Below are 18,994 nucleotides of genomic sequence, written 5' to 3'. Positions count from 1 at the left end.
CTGGTTTCACAATGGCCTCCCTGCTTGCGCACGCACGGGGTGCTTCGCGTCTGCGCCTTCCGCGCAGCGTTCAAGCAGCGCCTTGCCACTCGTAACCGGCGTTGCACAGGTGCGATGCCGGCATACGTAGGCTGCCGGCCGGCCCTTGACGGGGTGYCGCCCCCGGCCGTTCGGGACGTCTTCGGCAAATGCCAGGACGCGTGCCGGCAGGTACGCGCGGTGAACGCTTTCCACGAGAGCCGCTGCCGCCGCCTTGTCGCCAGCAAAAATGATCTCGAACGGGCCGCGCTGCGCGAAATCCCGGGCGGCCAGCAGGTGTGGGAAGCCGGCCGGGGCCGCGGCGGCGGCGGCCCGGTATCTGTCGAATTCTTGCTCGGCGATGTCACGATAGAAATCGAGGCCGGTGAGCGCATGCAGGCGCAGGAAGGCGAACACGCTGGTTGATATGCCTGACGGCCAGGCGCTGTCGTGCGGCGCCCGGGGCCTATGCACCAATGGCTCGCCATCGCGGGGCGTGAAAAACAGTCCGTCCTCGCGGAACTTGTCGAGGATGAGCGCCACGAGTTCGACCGCGCGATCCAGGTATCGCTTGTCGAAGCAGGACTCGTAGAGGTCGATCAGCGCGTTGGCCAGGAAGGCATAGTCTTCGAGGAACCCAGGCACCTTGGCTACCCCGTCCTTCCAGGCCCGGTACACGCCACCGTCCGGCATGGTGAGTTTTTCCTCGATAGCGCTGGCGGCACGCCTCGCGGCAGCGAGGTACGCAACGGCGCCCGTCGCTTGGTAAGCCGCACAGAGTCCCTGGATCATGAGGCCGTTCCAGCCCGTGAGAATGTTGTCGTCACGGCCAGGGCGCGCGCGTTGGGTACGCGCCGCCAGGAGCCGCTCGCGCCAGTCTTCGAGGCGCGCCTCGTCCAATGCGTCCAGCGCGGCAGCACGGTGGAGCACCGATGTACCGTGTTCGAAGTTCCCGCGATCGGTCACGCCGTAGGCCAGGCAAGCCCGCGCGCCCTCGGAATCGCCCAGGACCGCCTTCACCTCGGCCGGCGTCCAGACATAAAACCGGCCTTCCGCCCCTTCGCTATCGGCATCTTCGCCAGCGTAAAAGCCGCCATCGGGATGCGTCATGTCGCGCAGAATGTACGCGATGGTGTTCTCAAAGACACGGCGCCAGGATGGCTTGCCAGTCAGGCGATAGGCGTTGGCGTAGAGCGCGACGAGCTGGCCGTTGTCATAGAGCATCTTTTCGAAGTGGGGCACGCCCCAGCGTTCGTCGACGCTGTAGCGCGCAAAGCCGCCACCGAGCTGGTCATGGATGCCCCCCGCCGCCATGCTGTCGAGCGTGCGCTCCAGCGCTTCAAGCAGCGCGGGTTCACCGGTACGGTGATAGATCCGCAGCACGAGGTCGTAGCCGCTCGCGTTGGGAAACTTGGGGGCGCCGCCAAATCCACCATGGACCGGGTCGGTGCCTCGTGCCAGGGCGCGAGCTGTCTCTGCGGGCAGGTCCTCGACTTCAGCGGCTTCACGGCGCAGGTCCGCCTGGTCGAGCCGTCTGAACTCCGACTGAAACTGCTTGACCATGTCGTGCAGTTCGTCGCGGCGATGCGTCCAGGCATCGCTCAGGCTCAGCAGCAGCCGCACGAACCCTGGCCGGCCGTAGCGGTCATCGGGCGGGAAGTAGGTGCCGCCGAAGAACGGTTCGCCTTGCGGGGTCAGGAACACCGTCAGCGGCCAGCCGCCGCCCTGCCCCATCATCAGGGGGACTTTCTGGTAAACGTCGTCGATGTCGGGACGCTCCTGCCGATCTACCTTGATGCTGATGAAACGTTCATTCAACAGGCCGGCGATCCGGGAGTTCTCGAACGATTCGTGTGCCATGACGTGGCACCAGTGGCACGCGGCGTAGCCGACGGAAAGCAGAACCGGCTTGTCTTCGTCGCGCGCACGGCAAAAGGCCGCTTCGCTCCAGGGATACCAGTCGATTGGATTGTCCGCGTGTTGTCGGAGGTAAGGCGAGGTTTCTGTGGCGAGCCGGTTTCTCATCATCGTCTCCAGCCGGATCCGATAGAACAACTGTGGCGCAGAGCAAGGCGTCCTGCAAGCGCGTGTTCGGGTCGTTTGACGTGCGGCCTTCGGCACCTATACTCACTTCAGGTGGCGGGCGACTGGAGGCAACCAATGGGGCCTTGCGCTTTCGATTGTCGCCTTGCCATCGCACGCCTTCCGGCGCGAAAACGCAACCGGCTCCATGAGCCCCGAAGCGGGGTACAAGGAGAGCAGTATGTTTACGCACCTTCTGCTGGCGGTTGACGGTTCCCCCCTGTCCGACGCGGCATTCCACAATGCGCTCCTGTTGGCGCAGGAAATGGAAGCGCGGATCACTGCGCTGCGAGTCGGGCCCAAGTACCACCTGTTCGCCTATCACACCGAAATGCTGACGGACAGCCGGGAGCTGTTCGCGGAAGAGATTGGGGAAGCAGCAAAGAAGTATCTGGAAAGGATCGCGCTGGAGGCAGCCGAGGCTGGTGTGACTTGTGCGACGACCTTTCTGGTCGACGATCACCCGTACGAAGCCATCATCAAGACTGCCGAAGACAGGGGCTGTGACCTGATCGTGATGGCGTCTCATGGAAGGCGCGGCGTGCAGGGTGTGCTGCTCGGCAGCGAAACACAGAAGGTGCTGACCCACAGCAAGATCCCCGTGCTGGTTTACCGTTGACACCAGCGTTTTCGCGTTCGCCCCACGTGCGCGAGCCGGACACGTCCGAGTGGAACTTCACCAGCGCGCTGCTCGGTTCGTTTGAACGCAGGCAAGCCAAGGTGTTCGCGCTCGAGCCTTGAGCGAGCCAGCAGCATGGCCTGGCGCAAGATGCGCGACGCCGGGCATGGGCTATGGTTCTATATCCGCCTGGAACCCCGGTGTGTCGCGCGCAAGCCATCCGGCTCGCCGCAATAGTGCAGGATCTCTGTGCGCGCGGTATTGCGCAGGCGCACGGCGGCGGGCCAGTCGTCGCCATCCGGCCACAGCGGGCTGCCGATGACCACACCGATCGGTCCGCGCCGCGGCAGCCATTGTCCGTCCCGCAGTACGGAGCGCGTACCCCGGATGGCGACCGGCACCACCGGCGCGCCGGCGTGCGCGGCGGCCAGGAATGCGCCCGTGCGGAAGCTTTGCAGGCCGGGCGTGCGCCCAAACGTGCCCTCCGGAAAAAACAGGACAGAGTGCCCGGCGCGCACCGCCGCCACGATCCGCTCCACGTCCTCGTGCTCTCGCCGCGGATCAAGGCGGTCGATGAAATCCGCGCCGATGCTGGCCAGGTAGGCGCCGGGTATGCGCTGGGATTGAAGCTCGCGCTTGGCCACGAAGCAGATCGGCCTGGGCAGGGCCGCCACCAGGACAATACCGTCCAGGTAGCTGGCGTGGTTCGATACCAGGATGCACGGCTGGTCRCGCGGCAGGCGCTCGGCCTCGTCCACGAACCAGGGTATCGCGCTCAGCCTGAGCAGCAGCCTTGCGGCGCGGTGGCTGACGGCCCAGCCCAGTTGCGGCCGATGCAGTACTACCGAGGCCAGCCAGGTCGCCGGGGTCAGCGCGGCGAACAAGGCCCAGGCGTAGCAGGCATAGGCCAGGCCTGCGCCGGTCTGCCGGATGCGCCGCAGTTGGGGAAGCATCGCCTGCCATCCGAAGCGGGCGATCTGCAGCCAGGGAGCGCCCTGCCCCCGGCCGAGCCGGCCTTGCTCGAAGCGCTCCCGGCAGGCGGCGCGGCGGATCTTGCCACTCGAGGTCTTCAGGATGCTGTGCGGCGAGACCAGGGCAATGTGGTCGGGAGGCAGGCCCAGCACGTCGATGGCCGTCTTCAGCACCTGCCGGTGCAGCATCCGGCGCGCATGTAGATCCTTCACGGCGGTTTCGGCCATCACCACGATGCGTTCCGTGCCGCTGCTGGGGTCCGGGCAACCGAAAACGGCAACACAGCCCTTGCGCATGCCCGCGATGGCGCCGATCGCCTGCTCGAGCTCGTACGGGTAGATATTGCGGCCGCCGCGCACGATCATCTCCTTGGCGCGGCCGGTGATGAAGACATCATTGCCGGCGACATAGGCGTAATCCCCGGTGTTTACCCAGTCGTGATCAAAGAGCAGGCGCGTCTGCTCCGGATTGCGGAAATACCCGCTGGTAGCCGACGGGCCGCGGAACTGCAGCAGCCCCTCGTGGCGCTCGGCCAACTCGTGCCCGCTGGCATCGACGATGCGCACTTCATGGCCGGGGAGCGGCCTGCCGCAGGCGGGGAACTCCAGCACATCGCTATCCTGCTCCGCCGCGGCGGCTGCCCTGGCGGCGCGCATGAATTCGGTCCGGCCGATGCGATCGACCAGCAGGCCGCGGTCCAGCGGAGGAAAGCTGAGGCCCAGCGAGGCCTCGGCCAGCCCATACACGGGGGAAATGGCCTCCGGGCGCAGGCCGTAGCGTACAAAGCGCTGCGCAAAGGCGCGCATGGTCTGCACGCTTACTGGCTCGGCACCATTGAAGGCGAAGCGCCAACTACCCAGGTCAAGTCCGGCCAGCGCCGCATCGGCCAGCTTGCGCAGACAGAGTTCGTAGGCAAAGTTGGGGCCGCCCGACAGCGTGCCCCGATACTTGTGGATCGCCCAGAGCCAGCGCTCTGGCCGCGCAAGGAAGGCCAGCGGCGACATCACGACCAGGGGATAGGCGTAGTAGAGGCTACCCAGCCACGCCCCGATCAGCCCCATATCGTGGTACAGCGGCAGCCAGCTGACGAAGACATCCTGGGAGCCAACGCCCAGGGCCTGCCCCATCGCCCGCAGGTTGGCCAGCAGGTTGGCGTGGGTCAGGACGACGCCCTTGGGCGAGCCGGTGCTGCCAGAGGTGTACTGCAGCAGGGCGATATCGTGCGCACGCACGATCGCGTGCACCGGCGCGCYGCCACCCGTGCAAGCCTCCAGTTCCGTCGGCGTCACCACGTCGTGCAGCGTACCGGTGCTGGCCTTGAGCAGTGCGGCCAGCGGCTTGGCTTGCGCGACCGTAACCAGGATGGGTGCCTGGGCATTGGCCAGGATGCCGGCATGGCGCTGCAGATGATCGCCGATCTGCGCCAGCCGCGCCGGCGGATAGAGCGGAACGGGGATGCCACCGGCAATTAGCACGGCGCAGAAACTGTAGAAGTACTCAGGGCTGGTGGGCAGCATGATGGCCACGGCCGTGCCCGGACGCAGACCCCGTTCGGCCAGCCCCGTGGCCATGGCCGTCGCGCGCTGGTGCAGTTGGGCAAAGCTGATCGGGATGTCGTCGCTGCTGCCGTCCTGCAGGATGATATGAGTTCGGTCCGGATGGCGGCGCAGATGCCAGCCGAGCACATCGGTCAAGGTGACGGCACTCTCCGGAGCCTGGGCCGCAGGGAACGGGCGGGCACGCCGCGGGAGCGTTCCGCCCGTGCCAGGCGGCAGATCCTTGGCGGCCAGCAAGGCGCGCAGCAGGGCGCGCGGCGTGTCGGCCTGGGCCAGGACTTGCTCGGGCAGGCTGACGCCAAACCGCTGCTCGACGCGAGTGAGGAGTTCGACGCGCGTCAGGCTATCGAAGCCCAAGTCGCCTTCGAGCGTGCTGTCCAGCGAGACCGGCATCTCGGCGGTCCCTTGCTGCTGCACTGCCGACGACATCTCCCGGACAATGTCGAGCAGCGCGTTGTCGTAGCTTTCCCGGGAGGGTGAATTTGGTCCCATGCGCATGGCAGCCGTTCCGTCCAAGCCGGCGGCGCGCCCGCCGCTACTGAGGGGATGCGGCAAATGTGGCGTACAGGGTGCTCGGATAGCGGCACAGAGTGACACACCCTTAAGATAGACCGCCTGCCAGCTTTGTCGAGGCGGGCAGGGCCGGACCCGGCGCGCTTGGCCACTCCGGCGCCGGCTCGCTATCCTTGGAAGTGGCGCAGTTGCGGATTCTCAAGGAAGTGCGAGCCATGAAGGAGCACGCCGATCTGGCCGACAGGATTCTGGAGGTCGCGCTGAGACTCGCCGAGCGCGGCGGATGGGATGCATTGCATCTCCATGAGATTGCCGCGTCCATGGAGATCGGTCTGGCCGACATTTACCGGCACTACCGGCAGAAGGACGATCTGGCAGAGGCCTGGTTCGGCCGGGCCGACTTCGCGCTGGTTTGCGCAACCCAGCGCGAAGGCTGGCATGGCCTGTCCACGCGCGAGCGCCTCTCGCTAGCCATCCTCGCCTGGCTGGAGGCCCTGGCGCCGCATCGGCGGCTCACCGCGGAGATGCTGCGCTACAAGCTGCAGCCGGAGCACTTGCATCTGCAGGCGCAAGGCCTGCTGCATATCAGCCGCACCGTGCAATGGATCCGGGAGGCCGCCTGCCTGCCGGCGGCCGGCTTGCGCCGGGAGGCGGAAGAGGTCGTGCTGACCGGGATCTTTCTCTCCACATTTGGCGTCTGGCTACACGACCCGTCACCGGAGGCCAGCCGCACGCAGGCCTGGCTAGACCGGCAACTACGGCTTGCCGAGCGGCTGGCCTTGCGCACGCCCGGCGGCGCGGGGGGCGCCCGCCCAATTGCGATGACCATTCGGCAAACTCCGACCGGTCCACATGCGCCCTGGTCGTTTCCCCGCTCCTAGCGGGTGATCCAGCCGCAGCGAACGAAAACCGTCAAATCCGGCAAACGACGGATCAACCCCACTGCAGGCAGCCTCACGCACACCCGCGCAACGCCGCGTAGCTAACCCTCCACACTCACCCCTCAAAACTATCACTTGATTAAATTCATCCAAACAATTCATCGACCGACCGGTCGGTTTATAAATATACTGCGGCATCGCCTCACAGGAAATCTCCATGTACACCCAATCTCTCGATCTCCCGGGCAACGCGCAACAGCCCGGCACGGCGCCGGCCGATACCTCGCCGCAGCAAGCGCATTTCGACGCCCTGATGGCGGCTGACGGCAAGATCGAGGCGCAGGACTGGATGCCCGATGCGTATCGCAAGACGCTGATCCGGCAGATTTCCCAGCACGCGCACTCGGAAATCATCGGCATGCAGCCCGAGGGCAACTGGATCAGCCGGGCCCCGAGCCTGAAGCGCAAGGCGATCCTGCTCGCCAAGGTGCAGGACGAGGGTGGGCATGGCCTGTATCTGTATAGCGCAGCCGAAACGATGGGCGTGTCGCGCGACCAATTGGTCGATGCCCTGCACGCCGGCAAAGCCAAGTACTCGAGCATCTTCAATTACCCCACGCCGACCTGGGCGGACGTGGGCGTGATCGRCTGGCTGGTGGATGGCGCGGCGATCATGAACCAGATCCCGCTGTGCCGTTGCACCTACGGCCCGTATGCCCGCGCCATGATCCGCATCTGCAAGGAGGAGTCCTTCCACCAGCGCCAGGGCTTCGACGCCCTGCTGTCGATGATGAAGGGCACCCAGGCGCAAAAGGACATGGTGCAGCAGGCGGTGGACCGCTGGTGGTGGCCGGTGCTGATGATGTTCGGCCCGAGCGACAAGGATTCCATCCATAGCGGCCAGTCGTTCCAATGGGGCATCAAGCGGATCTCGAACGACGACCTGCGCCAGAAGTTCGTCGATGCCACCGTCGAACAAGCCCGCATCCTCGGCGTGACGCTGCCCGATCCGGACCTGAAGTGGAATGAAGAGCGCAAGGCGCACGACTACGGCGCGATCGACTGGGAAGAATTCTGGCGCGTCGTGAACGGCGACGGGCCTTGCAACAAGGAGCGCCTCGCCACCCGGGTGAAGGCGCACAACGATGGCGCGTGGGTGCGCGAAGCCGCGCTGGCGTATGCCGAAAAACAGGCCGCGCGGGCTCACAAGCAAGCCGCTTGAACAGGAGATGAAGATGAACAAGGAATGGCCGATCTGGGAAGTATTCGTGCGCAGCAAGCAGGGCCTGGACCACAAGCACTGCGGCAGCCTGCACGCATCCGATGCGAGCGCCGCACTGCGCATGGCGCGCGACGTCTACACGCGCCGGCAGGAAGGCGTAAGCATCTGGGTGGTGCCGTCGGCGGCAATCACGGCATCCGATCCTGCCGACAAGGAGTCTTTCTTCGAGCCGGCCGGCGACAAGATCTATCGCCATCCGACCTTCTTCGTGCTGCCTGCCGAAATCGACCACATGTAAGACGAGACGCAATGATGACCACGCCCCAACATTTGTCGTACGTGCTGCGCCTGGCCGACAACGCGCTGATCCTCGGCCAGCGCAACAGCGAGTGGTGCAGCCATGGCCCGGCGCTCGAGGAGGACATCGCGCTGGCGAATATCAGCCTCGACCTGATCGGCCAGGCGCGGCTGCTGTACTCGCACGCGGCTACGCTCGACGAAGCGCTGAGCGGCGCGAAGAAAACCGAAGACAGCTACGCCTACTTCCGCTCCGAGCGCGAGTTCGCCAACTACACGATGGTGGAGTTGCCGCACTTCGGGCCGTTCGCAGGCACCGCTCGCACCGAACGCGACTATGCCGTCACGATAGTGCGCAACTTCCTCTACTCCGCGCTGATGGCCCATCTGTGGACGGCATTGCAATCGTCCAACGACGAGCAACTGGCGGCCATCGCCGCGAAATCGCTGAAGGAGACGCGCTACCACCTCAGCCATGCCAGCGAGTGGCTGATCCGCTTCGGCGACGGCACGGCGGAGTCGCACCGGCGCGCACAGGCGGCGCTGGACTACCTGATGCCGTACACGCGGGAGTTCTTCGCAACCGATGCGGTGGAAATCGCGATGGCCGAGGCCGGCGTCGGCCCCCTGGTGGCTGGCCTCGAACCTGCATGGCAGGCAGACGTTGAGCAGGCCATTGCCCAGGCCACCCTCAAGCTGCCGTCGCCGGTGAAACACGTTACGACCGGCAAGCACGGCGAACATTCGGAACACATGGGCTTCCTGCTTGCCGAAATGCAGTCCCTGGCACGCCAGCATCCCGGCGCTACCTGGTAGATCGCGATGACCGCCGCCACATTGATGCATGCCGACACCACGCTGGAACGTGCCTGGACCGTACTTGAGGCGGTCCCGGACCCGGAGATCCCCGTGGTATCGATTCGCGAGCTGGGCATCCTGCGCGACGTGCGCCGCGGCGCCGACGACGCCGTCGAAGTCGTCATCACGCCAACCTATTCGGGGTGCCCGGCGATGTCGCAGATTRCCGAGGATATCGGACAGGCGCTGGACGCCGCCGGGATCGTCCCCCATCGCATCGTCACCGTGCTTGCCCCTGCGTGGAGCACCGACTGGATGACCGGCGAAGCGCGCGACAAGCTGCGCCGCTATGGCATTGCGCCACCTGCCGGCAACTGCGGCAGCGCGGATGCGCCGCAAGAAAAGACCATCCGCTTCGTGCCTCGCGCGGCCGCCCGGGACAAGCCGGCCTGCCCGCAATGCGGCTCGGTGCACACCGAACTCCTCGCCCAGTTCGGCTCGACGGCATGCAAGGCGCTGTACCGCTGCATCGATTGCCGCGAGCCGTTCGATTACTTCAAACCGTACTGACCGTACTGACCTGGACCGACATTATGGCGACTCCACAATTCCATCCTTTGCGTATCCGCGAGGTACGGCCCGAAACCGCCGATGCCGTGACCGTCTCCTTCGAGGTGCCCGAGGACCTGCGCGATGCGTACCGCTTCACGCAAGGACAATTCGTCACGCTGAAGGCGCATCTCGATGGCGAGGAAACCCGGCGCTCGTATTCGATCTGCGTGGGCGTCACCGACTACGACCGCGATGGCGAACTGCGCATCGGCATCAAGCGCGTGCGCGGCGGGCGCTTTTCGAACTTCGCGTTCGACACGCTGCAACCTGGCCATGAGATCGAGGTGATGACGCCCGATGGCCGCTTCTTCACGCACCTGAACGCCGACCTGTCCCGGACCTACGTGGCGTTCTCGGGAGGCTCGGGCATCACGCCCGTGCTCGCGATCATCAAGACCACGCTTGAGACGGAGCCGACCAGCCGGTTCACGCTGGTGTACGGCAACCGCAGCGTCGACGCGATCATGTTCGCCGAGGAACTGGAAGACCTGAAGAACCGCTATATGAGCCGGTTCTCGCTGTATCACGTGTTGTCCGACGATTTGCAGGAAGTCGAACTGTTCAACGGCGTGCTGGATCAGGAGAAATGCCGGGCATTCCTGGAAACGCTCACGCCGGCCGACGAAATCGATGAAGCGTTCATCTGCGGCCCCGGCCCGATGATGGATGCAGCCGAAGCCGCGCTAAAGGCAGCCGGCGTGGCGCCGGAGAAAGTGCACGTCGAACGCTTCGGCACACCGCTGCCGCAAGCGGGCGTGCCGCCCATCGAAATCACCGACGACATGCCGGCGGCGGACCTGGAAGTGATCATCGACGGCAAGCGGCGCAAGCTGCGGCTGCCTTATGTGGGGGTCAGCGTACTCGATGTCGGCCTGAAAGCGGGCCTTGCCCTGCCCTACGCCTGCAAGGGCGGCGTGTGCTGCACGTGCCGCGCGAAAGTCCTCGAAGGCGAAGTGAAGATGGAAAAGAACTACACGCTCGAACAACATGAAATCGACGATGGCTTCGTCCTCACCTGCCAATGCCATCCGGTGTCGGATCGGGTTGTCGTCAGCTACGACGAACGGTAAACGCTAATCGCAGTCCTGCAACCTCTAAAAAATACGCCCCCCGCAATGAATCATTCCCTCTTCAGCAAACACGAAAAGACGCTCGAGCGCGCCCTGGAAGCCATCCGGACGCGCGGCTATTGGAGTCCCTTCAACGAGATGCCCAGCCCGCGCGCCTATGGTGAAACCGCCGCCGCCGACGGCGAAGCGGCATTCAAGGCACAGCTTGGCCAGCCCTTCACACTCGATCAACCCGGCAGCAACGGCACGATCGGCGAAGAGCGCTCGCCATTCGGCCAGACCTTGCATATCGGCTACCCCAAAGCGGATCCGGACGCGCTGATCTCGGCGGCACAAAAGGCGCAGGCACAGTACCGCAAGGCCGGTCCGAAAGCCTGGGTGGGCGTGAGCCTGGAAATCCTGGCGCGGCTGAATCAGGCCAGCTTCGAGATCGCGCACAGCGTCATGCACACCACCGGGCAGGCGTTCATGATGGCGTTCCAGGCCGGCGGCCCGCACGCGCAGGATCGCGCGCTCGAGGCCATCGCCTACGCGTGGGACGCGATGCGCGACATTCCGGAGACGGCCTACTGGGAAAAGCCGCAGGGCAAGAATCCTCCGCTAGCCATGGAGAAGCGCTTCACCGTCGTGCCGCGCGGCATCGGCCTGGTGATCGGCTGCTGCACGTTTCCCACCTGGAACAGCTACCCGGGGATGTTCGCCGACCTTGCAACCGGCAATGCCGTCATCGTCAAGCCACATCCGGCCGCGATCCTGCCGCTCGCGATCACCGTGCGTATCGCGCGGCAAGTGCTGCAGGACGCCGGCTTCGATCCCAACGTCGTGACCTTGCTGGCGACCGCACCCAACGACGGCCCGCTTGTGCAGTCGCTGGCCACGCGCGACGAGATACGGCTGATCGATTTCACCGGCAGCACCGCCAATGGCGACTGGCTCGAGACACATGCGCCGCAGGCCCAGGTCTACACGGAGAAGGCTGGCGTCAACCAGATCGTGATCGATTCGGCGGACGAACTCAAAGCGGTGGCCCGCAACATCGCGTTTTCTCTCGCGCTGTATTCCGGCCAGATGTGCACCGCGCCGCAGAATATCTATGTGCCGCGTGGCGGCATCAAGACAGCCGAAGGCACCGTCCCGTTTGAAGAGGTCGCCCGATCCATCGCCGGCGCCGTGCAGAAGCTGACTGCCGATGCGGCCCGTGCCGTCGAACTCACCGGCGCGATCCAGAACCAGGGCGTGCTCGCCCGGATCGACGAGGTCGCCGCGCTCGGCACGCCGCTGCTCGCCAGCCAGCGCCTCGTGCATCCCGAATTCCCCGACGCAACGATCGCCACCCCGGTCCTGCTGCAACTCGACGCCAGCCGCGACGAGGCTACCTTCACGCAGGAATGGTTCGGCCCGATCGCGTTTGTGATCGCGACCGACTCCAGCGCGCAGTCGCTGGCACTCGCGGCGCGCATCGCCCGCACGCGCGGTGCCCTGACGCTGTCCGTCTACAGCACGGACGAAGCGGTGCTCGATGCCGCCGGGGAGGCTGCCGTGGAAGGCGGCGTCGCCTTGTCCGTCAACCTGACGGGCGGCGTCTTCGTGAACCAGTCCGCAGCGTTCTCGGACTTCCACGCAACGGGTGCAAACCCCGCGGCCAACGCCAGCCTTGCCGATACCGCGTTTGTTGCCAATCGCTTCCGCGTCGTGCAAAGCCGCCGGCATGTCCCGCAGCGCGAGCCGTCGTAAGCGTCGCTGACGAAGCCGCGGATTCGCCCGTCCCGGGCGTTCAGGTGGCTTCGCATCGTCATCCGCAGTCAAGCCAGGGTGCCCGCTATCCGGCCGGCCGGCGCGCATGCGTCGGCCGGGTGGGCGCCGCTATGGAGTTATGGAGTTCCGGATGCTTGACGACCCGGCACGGCACCACGGCAAAGACCGTTGCCGCGCATAGCCGGGTTGCCGAGCCGTCGTGTGGCGCCCCCAATCCCGCCACCGTTCCATCCTATTCAGTCGCTTCACCATCAGGAGACAACCGTGGTCCAGCCAATTCCCCAACCGGGCGAACTCGAGCCCATCGAACTCGCCAGCCGCGACGAACTCCAGGCGCTGCAACTCTCACGGCTCAAATGGTCGCTCCGTCATGCGTATGACAACGTTCCGCACTACCGCAGCGCCTTCGACGCCGCCGGCGTGCACCCGGACGACCTGCGCCAGTTGTCCGACCTGGCGAAGTTCCCCACCACCTCGAAGAAAGACCTGCGCGACAACTATCCGTTCGGGCTGTTTGCCGTGCCCAGGGACGAGGTCGTGCGCGTGCATGCATCTAGCGGCACGACCGGCAAGCCGACCGTGGTGGGCTACACCGCGAAAGACATCGACACCTGGGCCAACGTAACGGCCCGCTCCATCCGCGCGGCGGGCGGCCGCCGCGGCGATACGCTGCACAACGCATTCGGCTATGGACTGTTCACCGGCGGCCTGGGCATCCATTACGGCGCGGAGCGCCTCGGCTGCATGGTCGTGCCGATGTCCGGCGGACAGACCGAGAAGCAAGTCCAGCTGATCCGCGACTTTGAGCCGTCGATCATTCTCGTCACGCCCTCCTACATGCTCAACCTGCTCGACGAGATGGCGCGCCAGGGCATGGATCCGGCGGCGTCAGCGCTGAAGATCGGCATCTTCGGCGCCGAGCCGTGGACGCAGGGCATGCGCGCCGAGATCGAGACGCGCGCGGGCATCCAGGCCATCGATATCTACGGGCTCTCGGAGATCATGGGCCCCGGCGTTGCTTGCGAATGCATTGAAAGCAAGGATGGACCGGTCATCTGGGAAGATCACTTCTATCCCGAGATCATCGATCCGATCTCCGGCGAAGTGCTGCCCGACGGCAGCCAGGGCGAGCTGGTATTCACCTCGCTGTCGAAGGAGGCCATGCCCATGATCCGCTACCGCACGCGCGACCTGAYCACGCTGCTGCCGCCGACATCGCGCTCGATGCGCCGGCTGGCGAAGATCACCGGGCGTTCGGACGACATGCTGATCATCCGCGGCGTCAACGTGTTCCCGAGCCAGATCGAGGAGCTGATCCTGGGCATCGGCCGCCTGAGCGGCAACTACCAGTTGTGCATCACCCGCGAAGGGCATATGGACTCCCTGTCCGTCTCGGTCGAGGCGCGCGCCGGGGTCTGCGACGCGCTCACCGACAGCGACCGTGCGCAGCTGGGACGCGAACTGCAGCACCGGGTGAAGACCATGGTGGGCGTTTCCACGGCGGTACGCGTGCTGAACGCCGGTGAGATCAAGACTACAGCCACCGGCAAGGCCCAGCGCGTGCTCGACCTGCGCCACGTCGGCGCCTGAGTCCGGGCAACGGGGCCGCCCGCGCCGGATGAACGGTGGCAGGCGGCCCGGCAGATAAGAAAGAATGCAAAAAAGCGGAAGACAACGCCGCAAGCAAAATTCAAAACAGGAGACAAGATGATCACCATCCGCAAATTGATGGCAGTTGGCCTCGGCCTGGCTGCCCTGCCCTGGACCGCGGCAACGGYTGGCGCGGAACCCGCCTTCCCGAGCAAGCCCGTGCGCTGGATCGTGCCCTACCCCGCCGGAGGCGGTTCGGACTTCCTGGCGCGCTCCATCGGGCAGCCGCTCTCGACCCGCCTGGGCCAGCCGGTCGTGGTGGACAACAAACCCGGCGGCAACACCGCCATCGCCGCGGCGGAAACCGCTCGCGCGCCGGCGGATGGCTACACAGTGCTGTCGGCGGACAACGGCACGCTGGTGTTCAACCCCGCGCTGTACAAGTCCCTTTCCTACAATCCGTTAAAAGACCTGGCGCCGGTTACGCTGCTTGGCCGCTTCCCGATGATCCTGGTGGTGGGTCCGGGGATACGTGCCAGCAACGTGCAAGAATTCATTGCCGCGGCGAAAGCCAAGCCGGGCGGCATCGACTATGCTTCCGCGGGTGCAGGCAGCCCGCATCATCTGGCGATGGAACTGCTCAAGGTGGAAGCTGGCCTGACCATGGTCCACGCGCCGTATCGCGGCGCGGCGCCTGCGCTGGCCGACGTTGCCGGCGGGCAGGTCCCGGCCATGATGGTGGATCTTGCCTCGGGCGCCGGTTTCATCAAGGGCGGCAAGGTCAAGGCACTGGCCGTGGCCAATCCCACCCGCCTGCCGCAGTTGCCCGATGTGCCGACCTTCGCCGAGGCAGGTTACAAGAACGTGGAGGCCGCCGCGCTCGTCGGAATGGTGGCGCCGTCGGCCACGCCTCCCGAGGTGATCGCCATCCTGAACAAGCAGGTCGTGGCTGCCATCAGGGAGCCGGCAGTCAACAAGCGGCTGGTGGAGTTCGGGGTGGAACCCGTGGGCAGTACGCCGGCGCAGTTTGCCGATCTGCTGCGCAGCGAGACCGCTCGCTGGCACAAGCTCATCCGGGATCTGAAGATCAAGCTGGATTAAGGCGGAGACGAGCGGTGCCGCCGCCCGCTACCGGCGGCACCGTGCCATTGCCCGTTGCCCGCCTGTAGCCTGTACCGTTCGATGTTGCGCACAAAAGCTGCGTTGTCGCATAGCATGGTGGCAATGCACTCGCCGAGCTGCACGAACATCGATCTCTTGAGCAGAAGGGGCAACCATCATGGACCAGGGCTTTCATCACTTTTCCGAACTGTTCGCGCAACTGGGATTGCCGGCCAGCGAAGCGGAGATCCGGACCTTCATCGCCACGCATTCCCCGCTCGCCGACGACGTGCCGCTCGCGGACGCACCGTTCTGGACGCCCGCCCAGGCGGCGCTGCTGCAGGACGAAATCCTTGAGGACGCCGATTGGGCGGAAGTGGTGGACCAGCTGAATGTGGCCCTGCGATGCTCGAAATGACAACATCCCGGCACGCGGGGTGAATCTACCCTGAAGAATGCGTACGGCCCGTGGCAGTGCGGCGCTCGCGGCCTCTCAATGCGCAGGCATGCACCTGAGCACGGAGGCGAAGTGATCCATCGAGATCTCAACCTCGTCCTCCAGCCTGACTCCGCCGAATTCCGCAAGCCGCTGGCCGGCTCGCTCGATGCTGAAGACCACAGCCTTCCAGGTGCCGTCGGGCACCGAGAGCGTCAGGCGCGTATTAAATTCCACCTGGGGATCGATCCGGCTTCGCACTGTCACAAGGTCGCCCGCCTGCGGGCGGATGGCGCCAACCGCAACCACGTCGCCGACAACAGGTTGCCCTGCCGGGTATGCTGCGCTCGCCATGTCTTCGTGATTCATGGTCCCAAACCCTCCTTTGCGTTAATCCTACAAAATGGCCGCCGCTTTTTCAAAGCGGGGAACCGTGCGGAAGCACCCGATGGCACGCGCCGCCAGCGCCACGCGCGGCGGGCATTCACTGCGGCTGCAGCTTCCGGTATGCGTTGAAATGCCGGATCGCACGCATATCGTCCCCCAAGGTTTCATACAGCCGCGCTGCATTGAAGTGGGCATCCGCGAACTCCGGGGCGAGTTCGATGCAATGCCCATAGCTGGCCAGCGCCTCTGCCTGCAGCCCGTCGTCTTCCAGCGCGACGGCCAGGTTGAAGTGCATCAGCGGTTCGTCCGGCAGATGCGCAAGCCCGCAGCGGTAGAGCGCGATCGCCTCTCCGAAGTGGCCGGCGGCGCAGAGCATGCACCCCAGGTTGAGATAGGGTTCGAGATAGCTCCCATCGGCTGAGAGCGCACGGCGGTATGCCTGCTCCGCTTCGCCAGGCGCCTCGGCTTCCAGCTTGCAACCGGTCTGGAACCAGATGCTCGCTTCGGCGGACGGGGCTTGGTGCAGGGAATGGACGGCGGCTGCGCCGGCCTCCTCTGGCTCGAAATCCATCAGCAGCTGGCCCGATTCCGCCTGCCACTGCCTGACGGTGTCGCGGGTCGCCACCTCATTGCCGATCGCGCGAATCCGCACGCCGGTCAGCGGCGCTTCCTGCCCTCTGGACGCCTTCAGTTTCGAAAGCGCGCGCGAGATGCGGCGGCTCGGGATCTGCGCCTCGCGCAATGAGTTCGCGGTGCGCAGCATCACCATGTCCTGGAAGGTGAAGAGGTATTCGCGGCGCGCGCCGCGGCTTGGCGTGACCACGCCATCCGCGATCAGCCTGGCGGCAACCGAGCGCGGGATGCCGAGCATGGCCTGGACCTCGCGCAACGTATATAGCGTCATCTGCCGGTCACTTCTTGCCTGCCGCTCGGCGCGCGGGTGCCGGCGCGGGCGCGGTGGCGCGGCGCGCGGTCTTGCGTGCCTTCGGCGCATCCGGCGCCGCGGCCGTTTTCCCGGCTGCGCGTTTGCGCTGCTGCACACTGGCGCGCAACGCTTCCATCAGGTCGATGACTTCCGCGCCCTGCGTGGCTTCGCGCTGTTCCGTCACGGTGATCTTCTTGCCGGCGATTTTCTTGTCGATTGCCGCGAGGACCMGCGCCTTTTCTTCGTCGGCGTAGGCGGCGGGATCGTAGCTGCCCACCGAATTCTGCTCGATCAGTTGCTGCGCCAGCGCCAGTTCCGCGGGCTGTACGTCCGCCTTCTCCACATGCAGGTCGGCCATGGGGCGCACTTCGTCGGCATAGAGCAACTGCTGCAGGATCAGGCCATCGTCGCCTGGCCGCACCTGGACCATGTACTGCTTGCCTTTCCACACCCATCGGGCCAGCGCGCAGGTGCCGGTCCGGCGCATCGCTTCGGTCAGCAAGGCATACGGCTTCGCTCCGCGCTTGTCCGGGCCGAGGTAATAGGCATTGTCGAAGTAAATCGGATCGATCGCGCCGGCCGGCACGAACGACACGATGTCGATCGTATGGCGGCCCTCCGCCTCCAGCGCATCCAGTTCTTCCGGCTCAAAGACCACATAGTGATCCTTCTCGAACTCGTACCCCTTCACCATCTCGGAGCGCTCCACCACCACATCTTCGCGCAGGCAGATGTACTGCTGTTTCAGGCGCGATCCGCACCCTTTGTGCAGCAGGTTGAAGCTCACCCCGGATTGGCTTTCCGTCGCGGTGTACACCTTGACCGGAATCGAGACCAGCCCGAAGCTGAGGGAAAGCGAAGCGAGGGAACGAGCAGCCATGGCGAATCACCCTGCGAGGACGGGAGCGGGATCTTTCGCATATAGCTTAGACCGTGCCCGGCAAAGGGTTGAATGCATGGACGCCCGCGGAGGCAGAGTCGCCACTTTTTGGGCCTGTAGGCGATTTTTTGACGTGCAAGCTCGGCGGACCGGACGTGTAAATTCTGCGATGGACGGAGTCCGGCATGGCGCGGCGGCAGCCCCACGGAATCTCGCTTGCCTAGGCAGCCAATGCCGACCTAAGCTCCATACAGAGGATCCTAAGCGCGGGTTGGAGCACAAACCATCGCGAAGTGTCCTTTCATATCGATGTCAGAGTGATGCCAGAGCTATGCCGCGTGGAACACCTGCGGCCTCTGGCCAGCCCGCGCCATGGAGCCCATCGCCTATCCGTATCAACTGGTACAGGAGCGGGGAACGCTGAAATGTTTCCTGCTGGCTCTGTTCATGCATCTGCTGCTGGGCATCTTGCTCTACTACGGCGTGCACTGGCAAAGCCGCACGCCGGCAGGCGTGGAAGCCGAATTGTGGGACAGTGTTCCCGACATTGCGCAGCCCCAGCCGGTGGTCCAGCCGAACCCCGAATCCGTGGTCAAGCCGGAGGAAAACGCCGATATCGCGCTGCAGGCGCAGAAGCGCCGCCAGGCCGCGGCGGCGGCGGCGGAAGCCAGACAGGCCGAGCAGCGCGAGCGTCAGGCGGCGCTCAAGCAACAGCGCCAGAGCGAACTGGCACGCCTGCAAGCCATGGCCAACAGCGCCCCCACCACCGGTGGCGTGGGCAACCGTGCGGGCACCGGCGCCGGCGCGGGCGGCGCTGCGTCGCCCGGCTACGCGGACCGCGTGCGGCGCCGCGTCAAGCCGAACATCATCTTCACCGAAGAGGTGGCCGGCAACCCGGCCGCGGTGGTGACGGTGCAACTGGCGCCGGACGGCTCGTTGCTGTCGGCCCGCCTGACCAAGTCCAGCGGCAATGCCGGCTGGGACAACGCGGTGCTGCGCGCGGTGGAGCGATCCGATCCGCTGCCGCGCGACGAGAACGGCCTGGCGCCCGCCAAGGTCATCATCACCTTCATGCCGAGGGAATAGGCAGGCAGCCAGACCGCAAGGCCCAACGAAAAACCCCCTCCGGATCGCAGGATCCGGAGGGGGTTTTGTCCTGGCAAGCCAGCGCGGGACCAATGAAGCCCCCGCATCGCCCGCGCACTCAGAACGAAGGCACCATCGCGCCCTTGAACTCGTTCTTCATGAACTGCTTCACCTCTTCCGACTGGTAGGCAGCC

The 18,994-nt window shown here is 65.5% G+C and carries 18 protein-coding genes; 13 read left to right on the top strand and 5 right to left on the bottom strand.

Annotation, left to right across the window (positions count from 1 at the left end):
• Positions 1–6 precede the first annotated feature (6 nt).
• A complete protein-coding gene (locus AC1DKD_RS07425; protein ID WP_477111784.1) occupies positions 7–2,043 on the bottom strand; it encodes a thioredoxin domain-containing protein in 2,037 nt (678 codons plus the stop codon).
• A gap of 238 nt (positions 2,044–2,281) precedes the next feature.
• Between AC1DKD_RS07425 and AC1DKD_RS07420 the strand changes: the two genes are divergently transcribed.
• Together AC1DKD_RS07420 and AC1DKD_RS07415 are read left to right on the top strand one after the other, a co-directional pair.
• The gene (locus AC1DKD_RS07420) at positions 2,282–2,719 is read left to right on the top strand and encodes a universal stress protein (RefSeq protein ID WP_441629272.1); all 438 of its coding nucleotides are present in this window, start codon (positions 2,282–2,284) and stop codon (positions 2,717–2,719) included.
• The gene (locus tag AC1DKD_RS07415) at positions 2,716–2,841 is read left to right on the top strand and encodes a hypothetical protein (protein WP_441629270.1); all 126 of its coding nucleotides are present in this window, start codon (positions 2,716–2,718) and stop codon (positions 2,839–2,841) included. Before AC1DKD_RS07420 ends, AC1DKD_RS07415 begins: the two co-directional genes overlap by 4 nt.
• 57 nt (positions 2,842–2,898) lie before the next feature.
• On the opposite strand, the gene AC1DKD_RS07410 is transcribed toward AC1DKD_RS07415, so the two are convergent.
• Entirely contained in the window at positions 2,899–5,745 is a 2,847-nt protein-coding gene (locus AC1DKD_RS07410; RefSeq protein WP_477143145.1) for an AMP-binding protein, read from the bottom strand.
• A 194-nt stretch (positions 5,746–5,939) separates the two neighbouring features.
• On the opposite strand from AC1DKD_RS07410, the gene AC1DKD_RS07405 reads away from it, so the two are divergent.
• From AC1DKD_RS07405 to AC1DKD_RS07360, 10 genes are all read left to right on the top strand, one after another.
• The gene (locus AC1DKD_RS07405; protein WP_441629324.1) at positions 5,940–6,641 is read left to right on the top strand and encodes a TetR family transcriptional regulator; all 702 of its coding nucleotides are present in this window, start codon (positions 5,940–5,942) and stop codon (positions 6,639–6,641) included.
• 217 nt (positions 6,642–6,858) lie between these two features.
• Complete coding sequence (gene paaA / locus AC1DKD_RS07400; protein WP_477143144.1) at positions 6,859–7,863, top strand: 1,2-phenylacetyl-CoA epoxidase subunit PaaA; 1,005 nt, start codon at positions 6,859–6,861, stop codon at positions 7,861–7,863.
• Positions 7,864–7,876: 13 nt separating this feature from the next.
• A complete protein-coding gene (paaB, locus tag AC1DKD_RS07395) occupies positions 7,877–8,161 on the top strand; it encodes a 1,2-phenylacetyl-CoA epoxidase subunit PaaB (RefSeq protein ID WP_035869507.1) in 285 nt (94 codons plus the stop codon).
• 11 nt (positions 8,162–8,172) lie between these two features.
• Complete coding sequence (paaC, locus tag AC1DKD_RS07390; RefSeq protein WP_441629264.1) at positions 8,173–8,976, top strand: 1,2-phenylacetyl-CoA epoxidase subunit PaaC; 804 nt, start codon at positions 8,173–8,175, stop codon at positions 8,974–8,976.
• Positions 8,977–8,982: 6 nt separating this feature from the next.
• The gene (gene paaD / locus AC1DKD_RS07385) at positions 8,983–9,528 is read left to right on the top strand and encodes a 1,2-phenylacetyl-CoA epoxidase subunit PaaD (RefSeq protein ID WP_477143143.1); all 546 of its coding nucleotides are present in this window, start codon (positions 8,983–8,985) and stop codon (positions 9,526–9,528) included.
• 23 nt (positions 9,529–9,551) lie between these two features.
• On the top strand, positions 9,552–10,640 hold the full coding sequence (gene paaE, locus AC1DKD_RS07380) for a 1,2-phenylacetyl-CoA epoxidase subunit PaaE (RefSeq protein WP_035869387.1): 1,089 nt from the start codon (positions 9,552–9,554) through the stop codon (positions 10,638–10,640).
• A 45-nt stretch (positions 10,641–10,685) separates the two neighbouring features.
• Complete coding sequence (paaN, locus tag AC1DKD_RS07375) at positions 10,686–12,374, top strand: phenylacetic acid degradation protein PaaN (RefSeq protein WP_477111782.1); 1,689 nt, start codon at positions 10,686–10,688, stop codon at positions 12,372–12,374.
• Between the two features lie 285 nt (positions 12,375–12,659).
• A complete protein-coding gene (paaK, locus tag AC1DKD_RS07370) occupies positions 12,660–13,985 on the top strand; it encodes a phenylacetate--CoA ligase PaaK (protein ID WP_477143142.1) in 1,326 nt (441 codons plus the stop codon).
• Positions 13,986–14,123: 138 nt separating this feature from the next.
• Positions 14,124–15,086 carry a Bug family tripartite tricarboxylate transporter substrate binding protein gene (locus AC1DKD_RS07365; RefSeq protein WP_477143153.1) on the top strand — a complete coding sequence of 321 codons (963 nt, stop codon included), beginning with the start codon at positions 14,124–14,126 and terminating at the stop codon, positions 15,084–15,086.
• Positions 15,087–15,264: 178 nt separating this feature from the next.
• Positions 15,265–15,504, top strand: a complete 240-nt coding sequence (locus AC1DKD_RS07360; RefSeq protein ID WP_441629254.1) for a DUF2789 domain-containing protein — start codon at positions 15,265–15,267, stop codon at positions 15,502–15,504.
• Between the two features lie 75 nt (positions 15,505–15,579).
• Here AC1DKD_RS07360 and AC1DKD_RS07355 read toward each other — a convergent pair whose 3' ends face one another.
• The 3 genes from AC1DKD_RS07355 to ku all read right to left on the bottom strand — a co-directional run bounded on the left by AC1DKD_RS07355 (position 15,580) and on the right by ku (position 17,714).
• Entirely contained in the window at positions 15,580–15,891 is a 312-nt protein-coding gene (locus tag AC1DKD_RS07355; protein WP_441629252.1) for a hypothetical protein, read from the bottom strand.
• A gap of 115 nt (positions 15,892–16,006) precedes the next feature.
• The gene (locus AC1DKD_RS07350) at positions 16,007–16,813 is read right to left on the bottom strand and encodes a MerR family transcriptional regulator (RefSeq protein ID WP_441629250.1); all 807 of its coding nucleotides are present in this window, start codon (positions 16,811–16,813) and stop codon (positions 16,007–16,009) included.
• Between the two features lie 7 nt (positions 16,814–16,820).
• A complete protein-coding gene (gene ku, locus AC1DKD_RS07345; RefSeq protein WP_477143141.1) occupies positions 16,821–17,714 on the bottom strand; it encodes a non-homologous end joining protein Ku in 894 nt (297 codons plus the stop codon).
• Positions 17,715–18,086: 372 nt separating this feature from the next.
• Here ku and tolA point away from each other — a divergent pair, with 372 nt between their 5' ends.
• Positions 18,087–18,800 carry a cell envelope integrity protein TolA gene (gene tolA, locus AC1DKD_RS07340; protein ID WP_441629246.1) on the top strand — a complete coding sequence of 238 codons (714 nt, stop codon included), beginning with the start codon at positions 18,087–18,089 and terminating at the stop codon, positions 18,798–18,800.
• Positions 18,801–18,994: the final 194 nt, after the last annotated feature.

The sequence above is a fragment of the Cupriavidus sp. 05T313 genome, from assembly GCF_056396665.1.
This window is presented reverse-complemented; position numbering and strand designations above follow the sequence as displayed.